This is a genomic window from Paenibacillus flagellatus (assembly GCF_003217775.1).
GTDB classification, from domain to species: Bacteria; Bacillota; Bacilli; order Paenibacillales; family NBRC-103111; genus Paenibacillus_AB; species Paenibacillus_AB flagellatus.
Genome location: NZ_QJVJ01000009.1, coordinates 359,032 through 383,238 on the forward strand (window position 1 = coordinate 359,032; position 24,207 = coordinate 383,238).

Here is a 24,207-nt window from a genome sequence, read left to right on the forward strand (position 1 = left end):
ATTATGTGTCAGCCGTTGTTAGAAACGGACTTCTCGGTTAAACTAGTTGAAGTATATTTGCACAATATACTAGGACAGCGAAAAGGCAGACGATTTCGTCTGCCTTTTTGCGTTGTTTTCGGCGGGCCCGACACCGGCTCGCGCCGGACGTCCGCCCCTTGTTTCTTCATTAATAGCGCGCCTGTCTCTAGTCGTTCCACCAGCGCTTCAAATCGTCCCACCACGACTTGCCCGACTTCTTCTGCGGGTCTTTGCCGTCGCCCGTCGTCGGCGTGCCGTCGGAGCAATATTCCGTCGGCTCGGTTCCTTTGACGAACGATTCGAGCCGGGGGTTCGCGCATTTGTTCGTGGCGAGCTTGCCCGTAGCCGGATCGATGTAGACGCTGACCACGTTGTCCGGCACCGGGAACAGCTTCGGCGGCACCGCCTCGAGCGCCCGCTCGGTGAACTCGGCGAAGATGGGGGCGGCCTTGTACGATTCGACCGAGCTGATGTTGCGGTCGCGGTCGTACCCGACCCAGACGGCGGTCGCGAGCTCCGGCGTGAAGCCGACCATCCAGGCGTCGGTATTCGTCGTGCCGGTTTTGCCGGCGACCGGGCGCTTGATCAGGTCGGCCACCCGGCCGGCCGTCGCGCCGGGGTCGAAGACACTCTTCATCAGGCTGGTGAGCACGTACGCGTACTCGGGCTCGACGACCTTCGTCTTCTCGGGCTTCGCTTCGTACATCACTTTCCCCGAGTGCGACTCGATGCGCGTAATGACCGTCGGCTCGACGCGCACCCCGAGATTGGCGATGACGCCGAACGCCGACGCCATCTCGAGCGGACTGACCGGGAACGTGCCGAGCGCGAGCGACGGGAGCGGCTCGAGATGGCTCGTGACGCCCATTTTGCGAGCCGTTTCGATGACCTTGTCCGCGCCGACCTGCTGGATCGTGTGCACCGCGTAAATGTTGTCCGACTTCGCGATCGCTTCCCGCAAGTCGATCGGGCCGTCGGGGTATTTATTGTTGAAGTTGCTCGGCGTATACGTCTTGCGTCCGTTGTCGTACGTGAAGACGGTCGGCTCGCTTTTGAACCGGCTGACCGGGGTGAAGCCCGGCTGCTGTAGCGCCGTCAAGTAGACGAACGCCTTGAACGCCGACCCCGGCTGCCGGCTGTCCGCCACGGCCCGGTTGAACTGGTTGTCCGAGTAGTTTTTGCCGCCGACCATCGCTTTCACGTACCCGGTGCGCGGATCGACGGCGACGAGCGACGCCTGCAGCTCGTCGTCCGCGGGCAGCTGCTTGGCGACCGCTTCTTCGGCCGCCTTCTGCATATCGAGATCGAGCGTCGTATAGATGCGGATGCCCCCTTCGTCGAACTCCCGCTCGTCGATGCCGAGGCGCTCGATGGCGACCCGGCGGACGTAGTCGCGGAAGAAGGGCGCCTGCGCGATCGCGCTTTGCTTTTCCGGCTTCATGAAGACGAGCTTCTCGCGCTTCGCCTCCTCCGCCTCCTGCGGGGTAATGTAGCCTTGGGCCGCCATCTCCGACAAGATCAGCTCCTGGCGCTCCTTGGCGTTGTCCATATCGAAAAACGGCGAGTAGTAGCGCGGCCCTTTCGGCACGCCGGCCAGCATCGCGCTTTCGGCCAGCGTCAGCTCGCCGACGTCCTTGCCGAAGAACAGCTTGGCCCCGGCTTGTACGCCGTAGGCGGAATGGCCGTAATACGTCGCGTCGTTCAGGTACATCTCCATGATCTGGTCTTTGCTCAGCTGCATCTCGAGCTGGACGGCGTACATCGCTTCCTTCATTTTGCGGGACCAGGTGCGGTCCTGGGTCAAGTACAGGTTGCGCGCCAGTTGCTGCGTGAGCGTGCTCGCGCCCTGCACGACGCCCCCGTGCTGCAGGTTGACGACGGCGGACCGGGCGATCCCCCGGACATCCACCCCCACATGGTCGTAAAAGCGCTTGTCCTCGATGGCGAGCGTGGCGTCGATCAGATGTTTCGGGATATGGGAAAGAGGGACGAATTCGCGGTTTTTGCCGGATTGGAACGATCCGATCAGCTCGCCGTGCATGTCGTACATTTGCGAGGGCTGCGAGAACGTTCCGACCGGGAGCGCCTGGGAGCGCAGGTACAGCGCCACCACGACGAGGCACGCTACGCCGAGCAGGGCGCAGCTGAACAGGAGCGTCATCGTCTTGCGGAACAGGCCGCGCTTCCGCTTGCGCTCCGGCTTCGAATCGGTGCGGGCCGCCTTGCGGCTGACGGGTTCCTCCATAGCGGCTCCTCCTTCCATAGGCGATAATGGCACTTAGTCTTAGTATGGAAAAGGTTGGTTGTCGCTATTCACCCTGGCTCGAAAAAAGCGGCTTGCATTCGCGGGAGGCGCCGTTCGGCGAGCTTTACGCGATAAAAAAAGCTTCCGATCGAAGCCTTTCGATAGGTACATTCGTGTTCAAGCGGTAGCTTATTCTTGGTACGGAACGTCGCATTCGCTTTCGTGCTTTATTCGAAGTTTAACATTCTGTAACGTTAAAAAAAGCCATTTCATGGCAAATGGGGCGGTTTGGCGGCGTCCGAGCCCCTTTTTTCTCGCGATCCGTTGCATTTTCGCCGCGTTTTACTATAATACAATTTGTGCCCTGTGGTACAATAAGGAAGACGGACGTGTAGGACGCGAAACAATCGGAAAGAAGGGACGCCCTTATGGAATTGTGGTATACCGAGAAGCAGACCGAGGACTTCGGCATTACGGCGAAAATTAAAGAAACGCTGGTTACGGAAAAAACTGATTTCCAAGACCTCGCGATGATCGATACGGCCGAGTGGGGCCGCATGCTCGTACTCGACGGCATGGTCATGACGACCGTGCGCGACGAATTCGTCTATCACGAGATGGTGGCGCATCCGGCGCTGTTCACCCATCCGAATCCGAAGCACGTCCTCGTGGTCGGAGGCGGCGACGGCGGCGTCATCCGCGAAGTGCTGAAGCACCCGAACGTGGAGAAGGCGGTGCTCGTCGAAATCGACGGCAAGGTCATCGAGTATTCGAAGAAGTATTTGCCGGAAATCGCCGGCGAACTGGACAACCCCCGCGTGCAAGTGATCGTCAACGACGGCTATATGCATATCCACGATCATAAGAACACGTACGACGTCATCATGGTCGACTCGACCGAGCCGGTCGGTCCGGCGGTGGAGCTGTTCACCCGCGGCTTTTACCAAGGCATCTACGAGGCGTTGAAGGAAGACGGCATCTTCGTCGCACAGACGGACAACCCGTGGTTCAAGGCGGATCTCATCCGTACGGTCAACCGCGACGTTCGCGAAATTTTCCCGATCGTCCGCGTGTACGGGGCCAACATCCCGACTTACCCGAGCGGGCTTTGGACGTTCACGCTCGGCAGCAAGACGCACGACCCGCTTCAGGTCGACGAGACGAAAATTCCGGAAATCGATACGAAGTACTACTCCCCGCGGCTTCACAAAGCGGCGTTCGCGCTGCCGAAGTTCGTGGAAGATTTGATCAAGTAATCGCCGGCGCGTCCGGTTCAGAAGGGATGTAACGAAAACTATGCGTTTGGATCAAGCGTATTCCGGCAACGTGTTCATCGCGAGCAGCGACGACTACGGCGCTTCCCGCGCCGTCATTTACGGCATGCCGATGGATTATACGGTCAGCTTCCGGCCGGGCTCCCGTTTCGGGCCGGCCCGCATCCGCGAAGTGTCGATCGGGCTCGAGGAGTACAGCCCGTACCTGGACCGCAGCCTGGAGGACATCGCCTACTTCGACGCGGGCGATCTGCTGCTGCCGTTCGGCAACCCGGGCCGCAGCCTCGACATGATCGGCGAGTTCGTGCGCAAGCTGCTCGCCGACGGCAAGTTCCCGCTCGGGCTCGGCGGCGAGCATCTCGTCTCGTGGCCGGTCATCCGGGAAGTATATGCGAAGTATCCGGACTTGGCGCTTATCCATATCGACGCCCATGCGGACCTTCGCGAGCATTACGAGGGCGAGCCGCTGTCGCACTCGACGCCGATCCGCAAGGCGGCGGAGCTGATCGGCGGCAAAAACGTGTACCAGTTCGGCATCCGCTCCGGTACGCGGGAGGAGTTCCGCTACGCCCGCGAGCAGCTGAATCTGTTCCCGTTCGAGGTGCTGGAGCCGTTGAAGAAGGTACTGCCGGAGCTGAAGGGCCGTCCGGTCTACTTGACGATCGACATCGACGTGCTCGATCCGTCGGCCGCTCCGGGTACGGGGACCGCGGAAGCGGGCGGCATTACGTCCAAGGAGCTGCTGGCGGCCGTTCACGCGATTGCCGGCTCGGAGGCGAACGTCGTAGGCGCGGACGTCGTCGAGGTGGCGCCGGTATACGACCCGTCGGAGCAGACGCAGATCGTCGCTTCGAAGCTCGTTCGCGAAATATTGCTCGGCTTGGTGAAATAACGGCGACACACACATCCGGAGATGAAGGGGCGGCCCTTTCATCTCCTTTTTGTACATGAGGGGGGAATCGCGATGCGGATCGGGAACGATAGCGAATTGCTGGAGGGGTACAAGGAGCATTTGCACGGGACGCTGCTGCCGTTCTGGTGGAGCGACAAGGCGCTGGACCGCGAGCACGGCGGCGTCTTCACCTGCTTCTCCAACGACGGAGCGACATTGACGAGCACGGACAAATACGTCTGGTCGCAAGGAAGGTTCGTCTGGGTGCTGGCGCGTCTCGCGGATGCGGCGAGGCGGGGCGTCGTCGAAGGAGACGCGGACGGCTACTTGCGCCATGCGGCGCTGACGGTCGGCTTTCTGAAGCGGCACGCGCTCATGGCCAACGGCAACTGCGCGTACTTGCTGACGCGGGACGGGGAGAAGAAGGAAGTGTATCCGGGCAAAGGCTACGACATCAGCCTGTTCGTCGACTGCTTCGTCGCCATGGGCTTCGCGGAGTACGGGCGCGTGGCTGCGGACGGGGAGACGACGGAGGCGGCGCTGCGGCTGTTCGACAGCCTCGAGCGGCGGATCGCGGCGGGCGACTTGCGCAGCGAGCCGTATACGCTGTCGGACGGATACCGGTCGCATTCGATTCCGATGATCATGCTGAACGTCGCCCAGACGGTTCACGAGGCGCTTCTCGCATCCGGTCACTCCCGTGCGGACGAGCTGTCGGCGAAGCGGGTCGGTTACGCGGAGGACGTCTTGACGACCTTTTTCCAGCCGGACGATACGGTGGCGGAGGTGCTGCGAGCCGACGGGAGCCGGGATGCCGATTGGGTCGTCTCGCGTCATCTCAACCCGGGACATGCGCTCGAGGATATGTGGTTTCTGCTTCACGAGGCGGAGAAGGAAGGAAGAGCCGATTGGATCGACCGCATCGCAAGGGCGATCCGGAAAGCGTACGCGATCGGCTGGGACGACACGTACGGGGGGCTGCTCCATTACGTCGATTGCGACGGTGGAGAACCGAAGGGGGAGGACCGGGGGACGGCGTTCGACGCGAACGTGCGGCAGACGTGGGACACCAAGCTGTGGTGGGCGCATTCGGAGGCGCTGTACACGACGCTGCTGGCCGGCCGTCTGACGGGGGACGCGGCGTTCGCCGAGCTGTATGCCCGTACGCACGACTACGTCTTCCGCACGTTTCCGAATCCGGACCGCACCGTGGGCGAATGGATTCAAATCCGCGACCGGCAAGGGAGGCCGCTCGATCAAGTGGTCGCGCTTCCGGTCAAAGATCCGTACCATATCATCCGCAACGTGCTGCTGATCGTCGAGCGGCTGTCCGACCGTTGAATTTCGACAGCCGGTGCGGTACACTGATGAGTATTGTCTACACGCGAGCCGCCAACGGATGCGGCTTCGACGACGGGAGCGAATGCGTCATATGAAACGATCGGTCCGAATCCGCATCGAGAGCAAGCAGGCGGACCAGGTGCACGTGCGGGAGGCGTCGGGCGAGCTGTACGACCGGAACGGATCGTATTACCTGCGCTACGCCGAGCCGGATCCGGAGCTGGGCAAGACGACGGCGACGGTGAAATGGGACGAATCGCACATCAAGGTCATCCGCCACGGGGACGTCGAATCCGACTTGACGTTCCGTTCCGGCGAGCGGACGCCGGGCAGCTTCGCCTTGCCGCAAGGGAGGCTCCCGCTGGAATGCTATACGCACGGTATCGAGCGGAAGCTGAGCGACGGCTTGGGCTCGTTGTCCTGGAGCTACGATATGTACGCGGACGGTACGTACGCCGGAAGAATCCGGCTAAGACTTACGATAGAGGAGGAGCAAGCGTAACATGAGCGCCATCGAACGGATAGAAGCTTTATTGAAGGAAACGATTCGCGAGGCGGTGGCGGCGGCCGGCATCGTCGGGCCGGAGCAGCTGCCGAGCGTCGTGCTGGAAGTGCCGAAGGAGAAGGCGCACGGCGATTTGTCCACGAACGTGGCGATGCAGCTGAGCCGCGCGGCGAAGATGAACCCGCGGCAAATCGCGGAGCGGCTCGTCGCGAGCCTCGATACGAAGAAGGCGTACATCGCCAAGGTCGACATCGCGGGGCCGGGCTTCATCAACTTCTTCATGGACAAAAGCTACTTGTACGGCGTCGTGCCGGAGGTGCTGAACGCGGACGCGGATTACGGGCGCGTCGACATCGGGGGCAAGAAGAAGGTGCAGGTCGAATTCGTCAGCGCCAATCCGACGGGCAGCCTCCACCTCGGTCATGCGCGGGGCGCCGCGATCGGCGACGCGCTGTGCAACGTGCTCGATTTCGCGGGCTACGACGTCAGCCGGGAATATTACATCAACGATGCGGGCAACCAGGTGGACAACTTGGCCAAATCGATCGAGGCCCGCTATCTGCAAGCGCTCGGCCGCGAGGCGGACATGCCGGAGGACGGCTACTACGGCGAGGATATCAAGACGTTCGGCCAGGAGCTGAAGGAGCGCGAGGGCGATCGGCTGGCGTCGCTCCCCGAGGACGAGCGCCGCGCCTTCTTCAAGGCGTACGGGCTCGAGAAGGAGCTGGCCAAGATCAAGCGGGACTTGGAGCGCTTCCGCGTCTCGTTCGACGTCTGGTACAGCGAAACGTCGCTGTACGAAACCGGGAAGATCGCTCCGGTGCTCGAGCAATTGAAGGCGAACGGGCATATCTTCGAGGAAGAGGGCGCGACGTGGCTGCGGACGACGCCGTACGGCGACGACAAGGATCGCGTGCTCGTGAAGAACGACGGCAGCTACACCTATCTGACGCCGGACATCGCCTATCATCGGACGAAATACGAGCGCGGCTTCGACGAGATGATCAACATCTGGGGAGCCGATCATCACGGCTACATTCCGCGCGTGAAAGCGGCGATGGCGGCGCTCGGCTTCGACCCGGACAAGCTGACGGTGCTCATCGCGCAGATGGTCAGCCTGTACCAGAACGGCGAGAAAGTGAAAATGTCGAAGCGGACCGGCAAGGCGGTCACGATGGAAGATTTGATGGACGAGGTCGGCGTCGACGCGATCCGATACTTCTTCACGATGCGGAGCAACGATTCCCATCTCGACTTCGACATGGATTTGGCGATATCCAAATCGAATGAAAATCCGGTGTTTTACGTGCAGTATGCGCACGCCCGGATTTGCAGCATTTTCCGCCAGGCGGAGGAGCAAGGCGTCGCCGTGCTGCCGCTCGGGCAGGTCGACCTGTCGGCGCTTCGGACCGAGGCGGAGTTCGATCTGCTGCGCAAAATGGGCGAGCTGCCCGCCGAGGTGGCGGAGGCGGCCGCGCAATATGCGCCGCACCGGCTCATCCGGTACGTCTACGAGCTGGCGGCCCAATTCCACAGCTATTACAAGGCGGAGCGCGTCATTACCGAAAGCCCGGAGCTGACGCAGGCGAGACTCGCCCTGCTCGCCTCGCTGCGCATCGTCATCCGCAACGTGCTCCGGCTCGTGGGCGTATCCGCGCCGTCGAGCATGTAAGGCGCCCCCGGCCGGAGATTGCTTACGAGCGGCTTCGCATGTCGTTCATCAAATGGCGAAGGGCGCGAACGGCGTCGACTTCGCCGGCTTTGACGCCGGAGCGCGACTTCAAGCCGACGACCGGGTTCGACGTTTTTTGCAGCAGCGTCTTGATTTCCGCCGGCGTCAGCCCGGGACGGATCGTCAGCATGAGGGCGATGACGCCGGAGACGTGCGACGTCGCCATCGAGGTGCCGCTCAGCTCCATATATTTGCGGTTCAGCCAGGTCGACTTGATCTTGTCGCCCGGCGCATAAATGTCGATCGATCTGCCCCGGTTGCTGAACGGGGCTATTTTTTTGTGCGCCGCCGTCGCCCCGACCGAGATCGCCTGGGTGAAGCGGGCCGGATAATCGATGGCGGCGTTCTTGCCTTCGTTGCCGGAGGAGGCGACGACGACGATGCCCTGCTTATAGGCGTTGCGGACCGCCTCGTGCAGCGACTTGCTGCGGTTTTTCATGCCGAAGCTCATGTTGATGATGTGCATTCGGTTGCGGACACACCAATCGATGCCGAGGACGATGTCCGACACGTAGGCCGAGCCGTTATGGTCGAACGCCTTGACCGGATGGATGACGGCGTTCGGGGCGACGCCGACCAGGCCGGATTCCTGATTGGAGGCGGCGATCGTACCGGAGATGTGCGTGCCGTGGCCGTTGTCGTCGGCGGGCAGCAGCAGCCGGTTCAACAGGTTGACGCCGCGCGAGATGCGCCCGCGCAAGTCGGGGTGCATATAATCGATGCCGGTGTCGATGACGCCGATCCGGATGCGGCTGCCTCGCGTCTCCTTCCATGCCTCCGGCGCCTTGATCTGCCGGACGCCCCATGGGATGGAGGGGCCCGCCTGGCGGAGGGAGGCCGGCTGGCGCAAGTAGCGCGCATGGGAGGAATGAACCCGAATCGGAATATCTTCTTCGACATAGCGGATGCTCGGATGACGCAATGCCGGATGCCCGGCCTGCAGCGAACACGATATCGCATGAATGATCTTCATCGGTTGAATGACCGTCTTGACGGGGAACAGCTCGTTTGCGTTTTCGAAGGCGCTCAGAAACCGGCCGTACGCCGATTTGGTGCGGAAATGGATAATGTGGCGCTTCGCCGATGACGGGGACGCTCCGATCGCTTCGCGCAGCATACGCAGCAGCGCCGATTCGCTCAAGTGAATTCCCTCCCCTGCTGATCGGATCGTTTATGCGATTATCATATGAACCTGTACGGCCCGCCCGCATGAGATGAGCGCCCTCTTTTCGTCAAAGTTAGGCGGACGGTTGTGTCATCGTTTCGGCGGACTCATAGTATGAAGCAAGGGCTCCCACGGGTGCTCTTTGCGTATGCAAGGTGGTGAACGGCCGTTCATCGTCCTATGCGGATACAGTCTTGGCGGAAGCCGGCATGCGGCTTCCGTTATTTTTTTGCGGAGCCGGTCGGGAGAAGCGTTGCGGGACGCCGCTCCCGCTTTGGCGATCCGGGGGCGGCCCTGTTGCTTTTTTGTATAAAATAGGTTTTACTTAATGGTGATAATGGGCATTGTAGTGAAGGAATCGTCGCGAAGGCGCCCGCCGATCGGGCGAAAGCCGCGAAACCGGTTGTCCTTAGACCACGTTGGAAGGAAGTGTCAGTCCATGAGCAGCCAATATTCGTTGAAGATGAGTGCGGAACAGGCGAAAGAGATGCCGATGGTCGATCTCGCGTTCGAAGTGCTGAAAGCGTCCAAAAATCCGTATTACTACCGGGATTTGATGCAAGAGATCGCGAAGATCAAAGGCTTGTCGGACGAAGAAGTGATGCAGGTTATCGCACAGCTCTATACGGAGATTAACATAGACGGAAGATTCGCGTGCGTCGGCACGAACTTGTGGGGGTTGAAGCGCTGGTATCCGGTCGAGAAGTCCGACGACGCGGTCGGCACCTCGAAGCATCCGCGCATTATCAACGACGATGACGACGACGACGATTATTATACCGAGGAAGAAGAGACCGAAGAAGAATACGAGTCCTTCGAAGGCGGCGACGAATTCAGCGGCGAAGAGGAAGACTTCTACCAGGACGAAGAAGCGATCGACGACGCGGAGATCGAGGAAGTCGAAGGCGAGATCGAGGAAATCGACGAAGAGGCCGAAGACGACGACTTCGAGGAAAGCGAGGACGAGGAAGAAGCCGCCGAAGAGGACGAAGGGGAGGACGACGACGACAAATAACCGGCTTGCGCGAGGCGCGGGGAACGTTCGTCCGGCAACGGCGGAGTTCCCTTGACAGTCTCCCGGCGACCGGGTAAACTATGTTTTGGGCTATAGATTTACAATTCGTTGACGTTTCCGACTAAAGTGCCCCGTTTCGGCGGGAGTCACTTTTATTTTTTTTGCCTGAACCTTGAACGGACGTGCTCTACAGACTTGAACGGAGGTTTCCAAAGTGACCAAGTATATTTTCGTAACGGGCGGTGTCGTATCGTCGCTCGGCAAAGGGATTACCGCGGCATCCTTGGGCAGGCTGCTCAAAAACCGAGGGCTGAAGGTGACGATTCAAAAATTCGACCCGTACATCAACGTCGATCCCGGCACGATGAGCCCTTACCAGCACGGAGAAGTGTTCGTCACCGACGACGGAGCCGAGACCGACCTCGATCTCGGGCATTACGAACGATTCATCGACATCAATTTGTCCAAGACGAGCAACGTGACGACAGGTAAAATTTACTCCTCCGTCATTACGAAAGAGCGCCGCGGCGAGTATTTGGGCGGTACCGTTCAGGTCATTCCCCATATTACGAACGAAATCAAGGATCGCGTCTTCCGCGCCGGACGCGAGACGCAGTCCGACGTCGTCATCACCGAGATCGGCGGTACCGTCGGCGATATCGAGAGCTTGCCGTTCCTCGAGGCGATTCGCCAAATCAAGAGCGACATCGGACGCGACAACGTCATGTACATCCACGTGACGCTTATTCCTTATTTGAAGGCGGCCGGCGAAGTGAAGACGAAGCCGACCCAGCACAGCGTCAAGGAGCTGCGCAGCATCGGCATTCAGCCGCAGGTCATCGTGACGCGGACGGAGCATCCGCTGTCGGAAGAGATGAAGCGGAAGCTCGCGCTGTTCTGCGACATCGACCCGGAGGCGGTCATCGAATGCCAGGATGCGGACACGCTGTACGAGGTGCCGATGATGCTCCGCGAGCAAGGGCTCGACGACATCGTCGTCAAGCATCTGAAGCTGGACGCGTTCCGCAATCCGCCGGACATGACGGAGTGGGAGCGGCTCGTCGCGAAGGTGAAAGGGCTGAAGAACAAGACGGAAATCGCCATCGTCGGCAAGTACGTCGCCCTTCACGACGCCTATTTGAGCATCGTCGAATCGCTCGGACACGCAGGCATCGACTGCGATACCGAGGTCGACATCCGCTGGGTCAACGCGGAGGAAGTATACGATCATAACGTCGCGGAGCTGCTCCAAGGCGTGCAGGGCATTCTCGTTCCCGGAGGGTTCGGGGATCGCGGCATCGAAGGGAAAATATCGGCGATCCGCTACGCCCGGGAAAACAACATTCCGTTCTTCGGCATTTGTCTCGGCATGCAGGTGGCGGTCGTCGAATACGCGCGCTCCGTCGCCAAGCTGGAGGGAGCGAACAGCTCCGAAATCCACCCGACGACGCCGTACCCGGTCATCGACCTGCTGCCGGAGCAGAAGGAGATCGAGGACTTGGGCGGTACGATGCGTCTCGGCTTGTATCCGTGCAAAATCGCCGAAGGCTCTCTGGCGATGAAATGCTACGAGGACGAGCTCGTCTACGAGCGTCACCGCCATCGGTACGAGTTCAACAACGAATACCGCGAGCTGCTCGAATCGGCGGGACTGCGCATTTCCGGGACGTCTCCGGACGGACGGCTCGTGGAAGTGATCGAGCTGCCGGGGCATCCTTGGTTTTTGGCCGTTCAGTTCCATCCGGAATTCACGTCGCGTCCGAACCGTCCGCAGCCGCTTTTCAAGCATTTCGTACGGGCGGCGATGAGCCTTTCCGCGCAAGCGGACTAAATGTTTAACTTTTTTGTAAATCCTTTCAACTTTATTTGCGATGGAGCAGGAATCCCGATCTTTGCAGCGAATGTTATTAACCATACTCGATGCAAGCTGCAGGGAACAAGGCGGGTACGGGCGCCGTTCGTCGCCCGGCTCGATTCCAAGTTGTAGGGAGGTTTGATAATTGGATAAGAAGAAAGTGTTGATCGTCGACGACCAAAACGGCATCCGGGTTTTGCTGGTTGAAGTGTTCAGCAACGAAGGGTACAATACGTTTCAAGCTTCCAACGGCAAATTGGCGCTCGAAATCGTCCGCAAAGAATCTCCCGATTTAGTGCTGCTTGACATGAAAATCCCGGGCATGGACGGACTGGACATTTTGAAGCATATCAAACAGATCGACGCCAGCATCAAGGTGATCATGATGACCGCTTACGGGGAGCTGGACATGATCAAGGAAGCGACCGATCTGGGAGCGCTCATGCACTTTACGAAACCTTTCGATATCGACGAGCTGAGACAAGCCGTCAACAGCCAACTGCGCACGGATACGCCGCGGCTCGCCATAGGATCCTGACAAGGGTCCTATTTTTTTTTCGTCGAGGCGAAAGGTCCCCGTCTTTCCGGGGAATGATTACAATTTGTTGGACGAGTATGCTATAATGATTCAGTATTGCATTCGGATCTCACACAGAAGAACGTTTAGGAGGAACGACCAATGCCACTTGTCTCGATGAACGAGTTTTTGCCGAAAGCGAAAGCGAACAAATTCGCCGTCGGCCAATTCAACATGAACAATCTGGAGTTCGCGCAAGCGATCATGGAAGCGGCGATCGAGGAGAAATCGCCGTTCATTTTCGGCGTGAGCGAAGGCGCCCTGAAATATATGGGGATGGAATTCACGGTAGCGATCGCGGAAGCGGCGGCGAAGAAATCCGGCTTGCCGATCGCGCTTCACCTGGATCACGGCAGCAGCTTCGAAGTGGCGATGAAATGTATCCGCGCCGGCTTCAGCTCCGTCATGTTCGACGGCTCCCACTATCCGCTCGAGGAGAACATCCGTCTGACGAAGGAAGTCGTCAAAGCGGCCAAAGCGATGGGCGTATCGGTCGAGGGCGAGCTCGGCACGATCGGCGGCGTCGAGGACGACATCAGCGTCGACGAGGAGCATGCCAACCTGGCGAAGCCGGAAGAAGCGATCCGCTTCTACGAGGAGACGGGCGTCGATTGCCTCGCGATCGCGGTCGGCACGGCGCACGGCATGTACAAGGGCGAGCCGAAAATTCATTATGACATCATTGAGCAAGTGGCGAAGGCGATCCCGGTTCCGATCGTGCTGCACGGCGGCTCCGGCGTTCCGGACGAGGCGATCCGCCAATCGATCGCGGCCGGCGTAGGCAAAATCAACGTCAATACGGAAAACCAGGTCGCCTGCACCGATGCGATCCGCGACGTGCTGGGCAAAGACGCCAACGTATACGATCCCCGCAAATATTTGACCCCTGCCCGCAAAGCGATGGTCGAAGTCGTCAAATCGAAAATTCGTCTGTTCGGCAGCAGCAACCAAGCGTAAACGAAGCGAATACGGGAAATTCACCGGCGGGAAAGGTCCCGGTGGGTTTCCCGTTCTTTTCTTGTCTGCACTACAATGGGGAGGAATTTGCTGGACATGACGGGTAAACTTATGATCGCGGGAGGCCGGCCGCTTCGGGGGACGGTCACGATCAGCGGCGCGAAGAACAGCGCGGTCGCCTTGATACCCGCGGCGATTTTGGCGGAAACGACGGTAGTGTTGGACAATCTCCCGGTCATCAGCGACGTCGGCATCTACACCGAGCTGCTGAGCGAGCTCGGGGCGGGCGTCGTGCGGAACGGCGATCAGATGGTCATCGACCCTTCGTCGATGAAATCGCATCCGATGCCGAACGGCAACGTCAAGAAGCTTCGCGCTTCTTATTACTTGATGGGCGCTCTCCTCGGCCGGTTCGGGGAAGCGACGATCGGCCTGCCGGGCGGCTGCAATTTCGAGCCCCGACCGATCGATCAGCATATGAAAGGCTTCGAGGCGCTGGGTGCGGAAGTGCGCAACGAATTCGGCAGCCTGCACATTCGGGCGAAGCAGCTGCGCGGAGCGAAAATTTATTTGGACGTCGTCAGCGTCGGAGCGACGATCAACATCATGTTGGCGGCCTCGCGCGCCAAAGGCATCACTTTGATCGAAAATGCGGCCAAAGAGCCAGAAATTATAGATGTAGCCACGTTGCTGAACGCGATGGGGGCGAAAATTAAAGGGGCGGGCACCGAAACGATCCGCATCGAAGGGGTCGATTCGCTGCACGGCTGCCGGCACTCCATCATTCCCGACCGGATTCAGGCCGGTTCGTACATGATTGCGGCCGCGGCCACCCGCGGGGACGTCGTTATCGATAACGTCATCCCGAAGCATATGGAGGCGTTGACCGCCAAGCTGCAGGAGATGGGCGTCCACATTTACGAGATGGACGAATCGATCCGCGTCGTAGGCCAACCGGAATACGAAAGCGTCGACGTGAAAGCGCTCGTCTACCCCGGCTTCGCCACCGATCTCCAATCCCCGATGACCAGTCTGCTCACCCAAGCGAAAGGCGTCAGCATTTTGACCGACTACGTGTACAACAACCGGTTCAAGCACGTTCCCGAATTGATCCGAATGGGAGCGAAGATCAAGGTCGAAGGGCGCTCGGCCATTATCGAAGGCGGTCCTCTGACCGCGGCCAAGGTAAAGGCGACCGACCTGCGTGCGGGAGCGGCGCTGTTCACCGCGGCGCTGACCGTTTCGTCGGGCGTTACCGAGATCGGCGGAACCGAATACATTTACCGGGGATACGAGAACCTGGTGTCCAATTTGCGCAGCCTGGGCGCGGAAATCTGGGAAGAGGAAAGCCCGGAGCTGGCCCCCGTTGCGAGAATAGATTGAAAGAAATTGGGAAATGCTAGTTTCGTATGACGGTTCGAATAATGAATAGTGTGGTGGATAAAACATATGGATATGCAATTGGCGCAGCTGGAGCAGATGAAACTGACCGATCTGTACAAGCTTGCGAAAGAGCATCAAATCCCTTCGTACGGCCAGATGAAGAAAAAAGAACTGATTTTTGCGATATTGCGGGCCCAGGCCGAAAAGGGCGGCTTGATGTTCATGGAGGGCGTCTTGGACGTCTTGTCGGAAGGATACGGGTTTTTGCGGCCGATCAACTATTTGCCCAGCTCGGAGGACATCTACATCTCCCAATCGCAGATTCGCAAATTCGATCTGCGCTCCGGCGATAAGGTATCCGGCAAATGCCGGCCTCCGAAAGAAAATGAACGATACTTCGGCTTGCTGCAGGTCGAAGCGGTAAACGGAGAAAAACCGGAGACGGCTGCCGAACGGCTTCATTTTCCCGCACTTACTCCTCTCTATCCTCAGAAGAAATTCGTACTCGAGACTTCGCCATCGCATCTTTCCACTCGCATCATGGATTTGTTAAGCCCGGTTGGCATGGGACAGCGCGGCTTGATCGTCGCGCCTCCGAAAGCGGGGAAAACGCTCCTGCTCAAAGAAATCGCCAACAGCATTTCGCTTAACTATCCGGATGTGGAGTTGTTCGTGCTGCTGATCGACGAGCGTCCCGAGGAAGTGACGGATATGCAGCGCTCGGTCAAGGCGGAAGTCGTCGCATCGACGTTCGACGAGCTGCCGGAGAACCATATCAAGGTGGCCGAGCTCGTGCTCGAGCGGGCGCAGCGGCTCGTCGAGAGCAAGAAGGACGTCGTCATTCTGCTCGACAGCATCACCCGCCTCGCGCGGGCGTACAACCTCGTCATCCCGCCGTCGGGCCGCACGCTGTCCGGCGGTATCGACCCGAGCGCGTTCCATCGGCCGAAACGGTTTTTCGGCTCGGCGCGCAACATCGAGGAGGGCGGCAGCTTGACGATTCTCGCGACCGCGCTGATCGAGACCGGATCGCGGATGGACGACGTCATCTACGAGGAGTTCAAAGGAACGGGCAACCTCGAGCTGCACCTTGACCGGAAGCTGGCGGAGCGCCGCATTTTCCCGGCGATCGATATTCGCCGCTCCGGTACCCGCCGCGAGGAAATGCTGCTGACGAAGGAAGAGCTCGACAAGGTATGGGCGATCCGCAAAAATATGAACGACTCGCACGATTTCGTGGACGCGTTCCTGAAAAAGCTGGGCGAGTCGAAGACGAACGCCGAGTTTCTCGAGAAGCTCGACACGAAGCCCGACGGCAAGCGCGTCAAAAATTCGGCGTCTTAAATCCATTGGCGAATGCGCGAAAAGCGCATTCGCCAACCTTGCTTAACCAGACTCGAACGAAAAGAAGGGAACCTCCATGCATTTGGTATATGCCGACGAAGCGGGCAACGTATTCGACCATTCGGAATGGACGGGGCTCGGGCGCAGCGGCGATATGATCACGGAAATATGGGAGGACGAGCTTATTCCGCTGCCGGAAGGCGCGACGCTGGTCAGCCTGCCGAACACCCGGGCGATCGGCTGGAACGACCGGACCGAGCGGATGGAGCCGCTCGACGGTCCGTACACGGCGGTCGGCGCGCTGCTGCCGCAAGGGTTTACACGGCTTCTGCTGCCCGGCTACGTCAAGAAGGATTCCGGGCAGATGCTGCCGCTGTTCGGGTATACGGCGGTCGTCTGGAAGGACGGCGGGTTTTACGTGGCGGCGCGGCAAAGCGACGATCCGGAGCCGTGGAATCCGCGTAATTGCGATACGCGCGAGCTGGAAGTCGGCGTGGAGCGGCTGAAGCGCACGTACCCGGACAACCGGCTGTACCAGCATTTGTCCAAGTGCGCGCTCGAATACGAATGCTTGACCGCGTCCAATACGTTTCTCTCCCGACTCGAAGGAGCGGTGCCGGTTTCGTTCTCCTGCAACGCCGGCTGCTACGGCTGCATCTCGGAGCAGCCCGACGACAGCGGGTTTCCGGCGCCGCAGACGCGGATGAATTTCAAGCCGACGGTTGACGAAATCGTCCAGGTGATGCTCGAGCATCTGAAGTCGCCCGAGAGCATTATCAGTTTCGGGCAAGGGTGCGAGGGCGAGCCCTCGACGCAGGCGAAGCTGATCGTCGACGCGATCCGGCAAGTCCGGGAACGGACCGACATCGGCTACATCAATATCAATACGAACGCAGGACTTAGCGACCATATTCGCGCCATCGTCGACGCCGGGCTGGACCTGATGCGCGTCAGCACGATCAGCGCGCTCGACGATCATTACAACGCGTACTACAAGCCGAGAGGCTATACGCTCGCCAATGTGGAGAAGTCGCTCAAGTACGCGTCCGGTAAAGGCGTCTACACGTCGATCAACTATTTGGTGTTCCCCGGCGTCACCGACCGGGAAGAAGAAATCGAGGCGATGATCGGCTTTGCGAAGCGGACCGGCTTGCGGCTGATCCAGCTGCGCAATTTGAATATCGATCCGGAAGGCTATTTGAAGCTCATCCCGCAGCCGAAAGGCGAAATATACGGCATGAAGCGGATGATCGAAATATTCGAGGCCGAGCTCCCGGACGTCGTCATCGGCTCGTATACTCATTTGCCGCCGAAGCGGACGGTCTCGTGACGGCGCGTTCGACAATTTCAGTTGCATAGAAAGGGCACCGCGTGCTATAATGCAATCATGTGTCCATATAACTCTGGGTCACCTATGAGACTCAGGGCGGAAAGAGGTGAAAGGCTCATGAAAACAGAAATTCAACCGAAATACTACGTAACGACGGTTACTTGCGCTTGCGGCAATACGTTCGAGACGGGTTCGATCAAGCAAAATCTCCGCGTGGAAATTTGCTCGAACTGCCATCCGCACTTCACCGGCAAACAAAAGTTTATCGATGCGGGCGGACGGGTGGATCGTTTCAAGAAAAAATACGGCATCTAAGCTTCGCTTCGGGCCGAATCGCATACGTGCATACAACAACCTCTCTTGGTCATCCTAAACCCAAGGGAGGTTGTTTTGTATGAAATTCAAAGCGGGATGGCCGATCGCGGCCGCGCTGCTGCCCGTTCTGCTGGCAGCCGCCTGCGGGGGAGGCGACGCCAAGCCGAAGGCGGACGCCTACGACAACGACGGGTACTTGGGGATGACGAACACGAATCCGAATTTGCAGACAGGTCCGTCGTATCATACGTACCAAGTCGATTCCGATATGATGCGCAACGCCGTCGCTTCGATCGCGGGCGTCCGGAACGTGCGCGTCAACACGAACGGGACGAACGCCACGGTCCGGCTCACGGTCGATCGCGGAACGTCCGACGGCGACAAGGACCGCATCCGTCAGGAGGCGCTTCAGGCGCTGCAGCACGCCGTGCCGCGGTACGATTATAAGGTGACGGTAAACGGCGATTGACTGGGTGCGGTACCAGATGATGAAAGTTGCGTATTAAGACGCAATCCGCTATACTAGGTGTACCGTGCTAGACGGGGAGGTAGCGGTGCCCTGTACCCGCAATCCGCTATAGCGGGGTTGAATTCCTGTTTTCGGTCTTGTCGATGTGGGGTCTGACTTTTACACGAAGTGTTGACGGTCGGGTCCTCCGCAATGGACGCTTGTGAACCCGGTCAGGTCCGGAAGGAAGCAGCCGTAAGCAAGATGGTTCATGTGCCGGAGGAGTGCCTGACCCGAGCTAACCGGTAAGGGTTCCGCCCGGATCGCAAGGTCAACGGCAGGTGCACGGTAACTACATATCAGCCCAGCGCTGCAACATTCCACCGGATAAACGCCCGTCGTTTATCCGGTGTTTTGGCATTTGGAAGGAAAAAACAATTCCGAGTAGAATTGTATAGAAGAGGGGGCCGGGTACAAGTTCCGGTATAAAAACAAAAAGGTGGTATTGCATGGATAAGTTCCGGATCACGATGCCGTCTCCGCAAACGTTTATCCGCAGCATGGTCGCGGTTCCGGCCGCCATCTTCGATGAAAACGGCACGATTGTCGATTGTAACCGGCGGTTCGACGCCTTGCTGGGCGGACGCCGCTCCGGAGAGACTGTCTTCGGGGAGCTGCTTCCCGAAGAAGAAGGCATGGACGGCTTGCGGATCCGGTGCGAGACAAGCGCGGGATCGGACGGGCTGACCGAGGTGAGCGTAAGCGCCGGCGGCCGCGTCCTACGGGCACGCTGTTGGTTCGGCCGGATCGACTCCGATTCGCGGAGTCTGTTTGCGCTGCTGCTGGACGTAGCCGTACCCGCCGACGGGCTCGGCTTGCTGCAGCAATTTTCCGGGACGTTCTTCAAGGACGTCAATTTGGGCGTTCTGCTCGTGGACAACGAGTTTCGGCTCGTCGACATTAGCGATATGGCATGCCACATTCTCGGCATCGAGCGTCGGGAAGCGCTCAATCGGTCGCTCGAGGACGTGTTTCAGTCCGTTCCGAAGGAGCATCAGCTCGTCCAACGCAATTTGCTGGACGGCGTCTTGGTGCGCAACCATGCCGTTTCGTGGACGAACAACCGCGAGCGGTACGAGCTGCTCATGGACTCCAACTTGCTGAGGGACGGATCGGGCAACGTGGTAGGGGCCTACGTCATTTTCAAGGACGTCACGAATTTGCGATCGCTGGAGCAGCAAGTGCAGCGCAGCGACCGGCTGGCGATGATCGGGCAGATCGCGGCGGGAACGGCGCACGAGATCCGCAATCCGTTGACCTCGATCAAAGGATTTTTGCAGGTGCTGAACCGGACGTTCCATACGAACGGGATGGAGCGCGAGCAGGGGTATACCGACTTGATGCTGGCCGAGATCGACCGGATCAACGAGCTGGTCAACGAATTTTTGCTGCTCAGCAAGCCGAAACACGTCATGTACGATAAAATCGACGTGTCTTCGGTGCTTCGCGACATTTTGCCGATCATCAACAATCAGGCGGTTTTGCACAATGTGACGATCCAATATCAATCCGTTTATCAGCTGCCGAAGGTCGTCGCCGATCGCGAGCTGCTCAAGCAGGTGTTCATCAATCTGTGCAAAAACGGAATCGAAGCGATGGTGGAGGGAGGGACTTTGACGATAATCGAAAAGGTCGATTACCGCGAGCGGAAGGTGATCGTCGATATTCAAGATGCCGGGCCGGGAATTCCCGCGTTTCTGATCGACAAAATATTCGACCCCTTCTTCACGACCAAGGACAACGGAACCGGACTGGGGCTGTCCGTCTGCCAGCGGATCATTCATGACATCGGGGGGAACATTCGCGTATCGTCCAAAGGGTATGGCACCACATTCACGGTTGGCATGCCGTTCTCGCCCAGCTGACCGGTTGGGCAAAAGCGGCCGGGATAGTGTATAATACATAGAAGAACCATGAAGCCATAACGAAAACGGTGGGAGAGTCGGAATGGCGCACATCGCATTGTATCGAATCTGGAGGCCGCAGGCGTTTCGGGATATCGTCGGGCAACGGCATATTACGCAAACGCTGCAAAATTCGCTTCGCGAAGGGCGGCTCAGTCACGCTTATTTGTTCAACGGCCCACGGGGAACGGGGAAAACGACGGCGGCCAAAATATTGGCCAAAGCGGTGAACTGCGAAAACGGGCCGGCCGAAGAGCCGTGCAACGAATGCTCCGCCTGCCGGCGCATTACCGAAGGCGCCGTCATGGACGTCGTCGAGATCGATGCCGCCTCCAACCGCGGCGTCGAAGAAATTCGCGACATCCGGGAGAAGGTCAAGTACGCTCCGACGGAAGTGCGGCAAAAAGTGTATATTATCGACGAAGTGCACATGCTCACGACGGAGGCGTTCAACGCGCTGTTGAAAACGTTGGAGGAGCCGCCCGGTCACGTCATGTTCATTCTGGCCACGACCGAGCCGCATCGGCTGCCGGCGACGATCATCTCGCGATGCCAGCGCTTCGACTTTCGCCGTGTCCCGCTCGAGGAGCAAGTGTCGCGGCTGTCTTACATTTGCGGGCAGGAGAACGTCACGGCCGAGCCGGAGGCGCTTCAATACGTCGCGCGGCTGTCGGACGGCGGGATGCGCGACGCGCTCAGCCTGCTTGACCAAGTGATCGCGTATACGGGCAATCACGTGACGCTGCAGGAGGTGCTCGGCATAACGGGCGGCATCGGCCTGGAGCAGTTCGGCCGGCTGGCCGAGGCGGTGGCGAACCGCGACGCGGGCGCGGCGCTCGCCTGCATCGAGCAGCTCATGCAGGAAGGGAAGAGCGCGGAGAAGTGCATGGAGAACTTGCTCTATTACTTCCGCGACGCTTTGATGCTCAAGCTCGTTCCGAATGCGGACGAATGGACCGACCGCATTACCGATCCGGCCGCCTTCCGCGGGATGATCGCCTCCTTCCCGAACGAGCAGCTGTTTCATATTATCGACGTGCTGAACCATTACCAGACCGAGATGAAATACGCGGCGCAGCCGCAGACGATATTCGAGGTCGCGGTGCTGAAGCTGTGCAGCTCGCCGGGTGCGGCAGCGGCGGCCGCCGAGCCGCAGGCTCAGGCCGGGGCTGCGGGCAAGGACGGGGGAGCCGAGGTGGCGGCGTTGACCCGCAAAATCGCACAGCTCGAGCAGAAGCTGGAGCAGCTGATGAAGCAGGGAGTGGCGGCGGGTCCGGCGAAAGAGACGTCTTCGCGTCCGGCCCCGACATCGCGGGCCGTCTCTTCGTCCGCCGCATTGAAAACCGGCATCAAGCTGGATCCGTACTTGCCCCATGCCGATTCCCCGACCTTCAGGCAGGTGCTGGGCAAGTGGGGGCAAGTGCTGCAGACGGTCAAGGAGCGAAAAATTACGGTGCACGCCTGGCTCGTCGACGGTGAACCCGTAGCGGCGACTTCGGATACGCTCGTGCTTGCCTTCAAGAGCGCCATGCATCGGGAGACGACGGAGAAGCCCGCCCATAAGGAATTGATCGAGCAGGTCATTCACGAGCTGACGGGGCAGCCGTTCAAGCTGGTTACCGTCATGATGAAGGAATGGAAGGACGCTCAGTCGGGTACCGTCGAGCAGCCCGAGGTGATGCGGATGGAGGCGCAGGACGCCGCTCCTCCGGGGGACGATGTCGTCAGCGAGGCGATCAAGCTGTTCGGCGAAGAGTTGGTCGTCGTGAAAGAGTAACTTAACTACCGGAAAGGATGATCCCGACATGAATAACATGCAGCAAATGATGAAGCAAGTGAAGAAGATGCAGGAGCAAATGCTGAAGGCGCAGGAGGAGCTCGCCGGCAAAACGGTCGAGGGCAGCGCGGGCGGCGGCGTCGTGACGGTCACGGCCACGGGCCATCGCAAAATTACGAACATCGTGATCAAGCCGGAAGCGGTCGATCCCGAAGACGTCGACATGCTCCAGGATCTCGTCCTGACGGCCGTCAACGATGCGCTAACGAAGGCCGAGCAGCTTGCGGAGCAGGATATGGGCCGCTTTACCGGCGGCATGAAGATGCCCGGTTTGTTCTAATCGCCAAGCAAAGGAGCCATTCGCTTGTTTTACCCGGAACCTATCGCGAAATTGATCGACGCTTTTACACGGTTGCCGGGGGTGGGCCCCAAGACGGCCGGCAGACTGGCTTTTCACGTGTTGCGGATGAAGGAAGACGACGTGCTCGATTTCGCCAAGTCGCTTGTCAGCGTCAAGCGCAATCTGCATTACTGCTCGGTATGCTGCAATATTACGGACGTCGATCCGTGCCGGATCTGCCAAGACAAAAGCCGCGACAGCTCTACGATTTGTGTCGTGCAGGAGCCGAAAGATTTGGTCGCGATGGAAAGGACCAAGGAGTTTAACGGCTATTACCACGTGCTGCACGGCGCAATTTCGCCCATGGAAGGGATCGGTCCCGACGAGATCCGGATCGCCGACCTGCTCAAGCGTCTCGGCGACGATACGGTTCAGGAGCTGATCCTCGCAACGAATCCGAATATTGAAGGGGAAGCGACGGCCATGTACTTGTCTAGGCTCGTCAAGCCGTTCGGACTTCGGGTGACGCGAATCGCGCACGGGCTTCCGGTCGGGGGCGACCTCGAATACGCGGACGAGGTAACGCTGTCCAAAGCGTTGGAAGGACGCAGGGAATTGAGTTGAACGAATAGCAAGCGAAGCTGTGCGGATGCGGATCCGCGCAGCTTTTTTTGTTCTAATTGCGGCGCTTCTCCCATACGTATTAATAAGCCGAACGGTGGAATGGGATGGGAGAGTGAATGGACATGCAATGGCGTATCCCTTGGCTGCAGCAGCGCAAGGAAGAGGATCCGCTTATGCGGGACAAGCAGATATTGCTGGAGGAAATTCGGGTCGCGCAAATCGAATGGCAGCATGCCGTGCAGCGATTGGACTATGCGCTTGATCCGGATCAAATCGATTATGCCATTTATGCGTTGGAAGCGGCCGAGAAACGGTACGGGATGCTGCTGAAAAATGCAAAGCGGATGAACGTCAGCGTTTTGTACCACGACCTCGGCAAGGCGGCGGGAGGCTGACATGCATTACTTATGGCTCGGTTTGCTTGTCGTCTCTTCGGTTCTTCTTATTGTTACGCTTGTACGGCGCAAACAATCGTGGCATTGGATGGGAGCGGCGGTGCTGCATATCGTCGTTGCCGCTTTTTTGCTCTATTTCGTAAATCTGGGCGGGGCCCCGTACGATTTTCACGTCCCGGTCAACATGCCGACGGTCGCTACCGTCCTGCTCCTCGGGGTTCCGGGCTTGCTGATGCTGATCGGACTCAAACTCGTCTTGTTCTAGGTGGCGGGCCGATCCAAATCAGCCGGTATTTGCCGTTGATTCGGGTCGCCCGGACGTGGTATATTGTTATTCCGCCGATTTGACCGGCCGGCTTGCCGGCGATCGAAGCCAAAAGTTAAAAATTGCTGTTGCAATGAACAAGGCGGATGTGATATATTCATAAAGTCGCTGAAAAACAGAGCGACAAAAGGTGACAAACCTTGCTCCTTGAAAACTGAACAACGAGCGTGCAAGTGCGGTCTCGCAAGAGACCACAACAAGTCAGTACGAATTGAGCAATCAGCTCTGAAATAAAGGGAAACCTGAAAAGGACAGCTTGATCCTCTGGATCAATCTCTCCAATTTCGTCGCCGGTTGATCGGAGAAGTTTCCCTCCTTATTGGAGAGTTTGATCCTGGCTCAGGACGAACGCTGGCGGCGTGCCTAATACATGCAAGTCGAGC

The 24,207-nt window shown here is 59.0% G+C and carries 22 protein-coding genes, 1 rRNA gene and 1 other RNA gene; 22 read left to right on the top strand and 2 right to left on the bottom strand.

The features are described 5' to 3' along the window. Positions 1 to 187: 187 nt before the first annotated feature. Positions 188 to 2,266 (bottom strand): transglycosylase domain-containing protein, encoded by a 2,079-nt coding sequence (locus tag DLM86_RS21160; RefSeq protein WP_110842044.1) that lies wholly within the window; start codon positions 2,264 to 2,266, stop codon positions 188 to 190. A 428-nt stretch (positions 2,267 to 2,694) separates the two neighbouring features. Between DLM86_RS21160 and speE the strand changes: the two genes are divergently transcribed. The 5 genes from speE to argS all read left to right on the top strand — a co-directional run bounded on the left by speE (position 2,695) and on the right by argS (position 7,950). Continuing rightward, positions 2,695 to 3,522 carry a polyamine aminopropyltransferase gene (gene speE, locus DLM86_RS21165; RefSeq protein ID WP_110842045.1) on the top strand — a complete coding sequence of 276 codons (828 nt, stop codon included), beginning with the start codon at positions 2,695 to 2,697 and terminating at the stop codon, positions 3,520 to 3,522. Positions 3,523 to 3,562: 40 nt separating this feature from the next. Next, positions 3,563 to 4,432 carry an agmatinase gene (gene speB / locus DLM86_RS21170; RefSeq protein WP_110842046.1) on the top strand — a complete coding sequence of 290 codons (870 nt, stop codon included), beginning with the start codon at positions 3,563 to 3,565 and terminating at the stop codon, positions 4,430 to 4,432. A 72-nt stretch (positions 4,433 to 4,504) separates the two neighbouring features. After that, the gene (locus tag DLM86_RS21175) at positions 4,505 to 5,773 is read left to right on the top strand and encodes an AGE family epimerase/isomerase (RefSeq protein WP_110842047.1); all 1,269 of its coding nucleotides are present in this window, start codon (positions 4,505 to 4,507) and stop codon (positions 5,771 to 5,773) included. A 91-nt stretch (positions 5,774 to 5,864) separates the two neighbouring features. After that, positions 5,865 to 6,275 carry a YwiB family protein gene (locus tag DLM86_RS21180; RefSeq protein ID WP_158289597.1) on the top strand — a complete coding sequence of 137 codons (411 nt, stop codon included), beginning with the start codon at positions 5,865 to 5,867 and terminating at the stop codon, positions 6,273 to 6,275. 1 nt (position 6,276) lies between these two features. Continuing rightward, positions 6,277 to 7,950, top strand: coding sequence for an arginine--tRNA ligase (gene argS, locus DLM86_RS21185; protein WP_110842049.1), 1,674 nt, complete (start codon positions 6,277 to 6,279; stop codon positions 7,948 to 7,950). Between the two features lie 22 nt (positions 7,951 to 7,972). On the opposite strand, the gene DLM86_RS21190 is transcribed toward argS, so the two are convergent. After that, on the bottom strand, positions 7,973 to 9,151 hold the full coding sequence (locus DLM86_RS21190) for a S8 family peptidase (protein WP_245954778.1): 1,179 nt from the start codon (positions 9,149 to 9,151) through the stop codon (positions 7,973 to 7,975). A 463-nt stretch (positions 9,152 to 9,614) separates the two neighbouring features. Between DLM86_RS21190 and rpoE the strand changes: the two genes are divergently transcribed. The 17 genes from rpoE to DLM86_RS21275 all read left to right on the top strand — a co-directional run. Next, positions 9,615 to 10,190 (top strand): DNA-directed RNA polymerase subunit delta, encoded by a 576-nt coding sequence (gene rpoE / locus DLM86_RS21195; protein ID WP_110842050.1) that lies wholly within the window; start codon positions 9,615 to 9,617, stop codon positions 10,188 to 10,190. A gap of 214 nt (positions 10,191 to 10,404) precedes the next feature. After that, positions 10,405 to 12,021: a CTP synthase gene (locus DLM86_RS21200; protein WP_110842051.1), complete on the top strand. Its 1,617-nt coding sequence runs from the start codon at positions 10,405 to 10,407 to the stop codon at positions 12,019 to 12,021. A 169-nt stretch (positions 12,022 to 12,190) separates the two neighbouring features. Continuing rightward, positions 12,191 to 12,583 (top strand): response regulator, encoded by a 393-nt coding sequence (locus tag DLM86_RS21205; RefSeq protein ID WP_110842052.1) that lies wholly within the window; start codon positions 12,191 to 12,193, stop codon positions 12,581 to 12,583. A 141-nt stretch (positions 12,584 to 12,724) separates the two neighbouring features. Beyond that, a complete protein-coding gene (gene fba, locus DLM86_RS21210; RefSeq protein WP_110842053.1) occupies positions 12,725 to 13,579 on the top strand; it encodes a class II fructose-1,6-bisphosphate aldolase in 855 nt (284 codons plus the stop codon). Positions 13,580 to 13,675: 96 nt separating this feature from the next. Continuing rightward, positions 13,676 to 14,962: a UDP-N-acetylglucosamine 1-carboxyvinyltransferase gene (locus tag DLM86_RS21215; RefSeq protein WP_110842054.1), complete on the top strand. Its 1,287-nt coding sequence runs from the start codon at positions 13,676 to 13,678 to the stop codon at positions 14,960 to 14,962. Positions 14,963 to 15,028: 66 nt separating this feature from the next. Next, positions 15,029 to 16,306: a transcription termination factor Rho gene (gene rho / locus DLM86_RS21220; protein ID WP_110842055.1), complete on the top strand. Its 1,278-nt coding sequence runs from the start codon at positions 15,029 to 15,031 to the stop codon at positions 16,304 to 16,306. 76 nt (positions 16,307 to 16,382) lie between these two features. Continuing rightward, a complete protein-coding gene (locus DLM86_RS21225) occupies positions 16,383 to 17,636 on the top strand; it encodes a radical SAM family protein (protein ID WP_110842056.1) in 1,254 nt (417 codons plus the stop codon). A 117-nt stretch (positions 17,637 to 17,753) separates the two neighbouring features. Beyond that, positions 17,754 to 17,951, top strand: a complete 198-nt coding sequence (gene rpmE / locus DLM86_RS21230) for a 50S ribosomal protein L31 (RefSeq protein WP_110842057.1) — start codon at positions 17,754 to 17,756, stop codon at positions 17,949 to 17,951. Between the two features lie 79 nt (positions 17,952 to 18,030). Beyond that, a complete protein-coding gene (locus tag DLM86_RS21235) occupies positions 18,031 to 18,420 on the top strand; it encodes an Asp23/Gls24 family envelope stress response protein (protein WP_110842058.1) in 390 nt (129 codons plus the stop codon). Positions 18,421 to 18,482: 62 nt separating this feature from the next. Next, positions 18,483 to 18,748: signal recognition particle sRNA large type (gene ffs / locus DLM86_RS21240), an RNA gene on the top strand. Positions 18,749 to 18,908: 160 nt separating this feature from the next. Continuing rightward, positions 18,909 to 20,324, top strand: a complete 1,416-nt coding sequence (locus DLM86_RS21245; protein ID WP_110842059.1) for a PAS domain-containing sensor histidine kinase — start codon at positions 18,909 to 18,911, stop codon at positions 20,322 to 20,324. An 82-nt stretch (positions 20,325 to 20,406) separates the two neighbouring features. After that, complete coding sequence (gene dnaX, locus DLM86_RS21250; RefSeq protein ID WP_110842060.1) at positions 20,407 to 22,140, top strand: DNA polymerase III subunit gamma/tau; 1,734 nt, start codon at positions 20,407 to 20,409, stop codon at positions 22,138 to 22,140. A 28-nt stretch (positions 22,141 to 22,168) separates the two neighbouring features. Then, positions 22,169 to 22,480, top strand: a complete 312-nt coding sequence (locus DLM86_RS21255) for a YbaB/EbfC family nucleoid-associated protein (RefSeq protein ID WP_110842061.1) — start codon at positions 22,169 to 22,171, stop codon at positions 22,478 to 22,480. 24 nt (positions 22,481 to 22,504) lie between these two features. Beyond that, entirely contained in the window at positions 22,505 to 23,104 is a 600-nt protein-coding gene (recR, locus tag DLM86_RS21260) for a recombination mediator RecR (protein ID WP_110842062.1), read from the top strand. 122 nt (positions 23,105 to 23,226) lie between these two features. Beyond that, on the top strand, positions 23,227 to 23,499 hold the full coding sequence (locus tag DLM86_RS21265; protein WP_245954779.1) for a DUF2508 family protein: 273 nt from the start codon (positions 23,227 to 23,229) through the stop codon (positions 23,497 to 23,499). A gap of 1 nt (position 23,500) precedes the next feature. Further along, positions 23,501 to 23,764, top strand: a complete 264-nt coding sequence (locus DLM86_RS21270; protein WP_110842064.1) for a pro-sigmaK processing inhibitor BofA family protein — start codon at positions 23,501 to 23,503, stop codon at positions 23,762 to 23,764. 376 nt (positions 23,765 to 24,140) lie between these two features. Next, positions 24,141 to 24,207 (top strand): 16S ribosomal RNA (locus tag DLM86_RS21275); the annotation flags it as partial.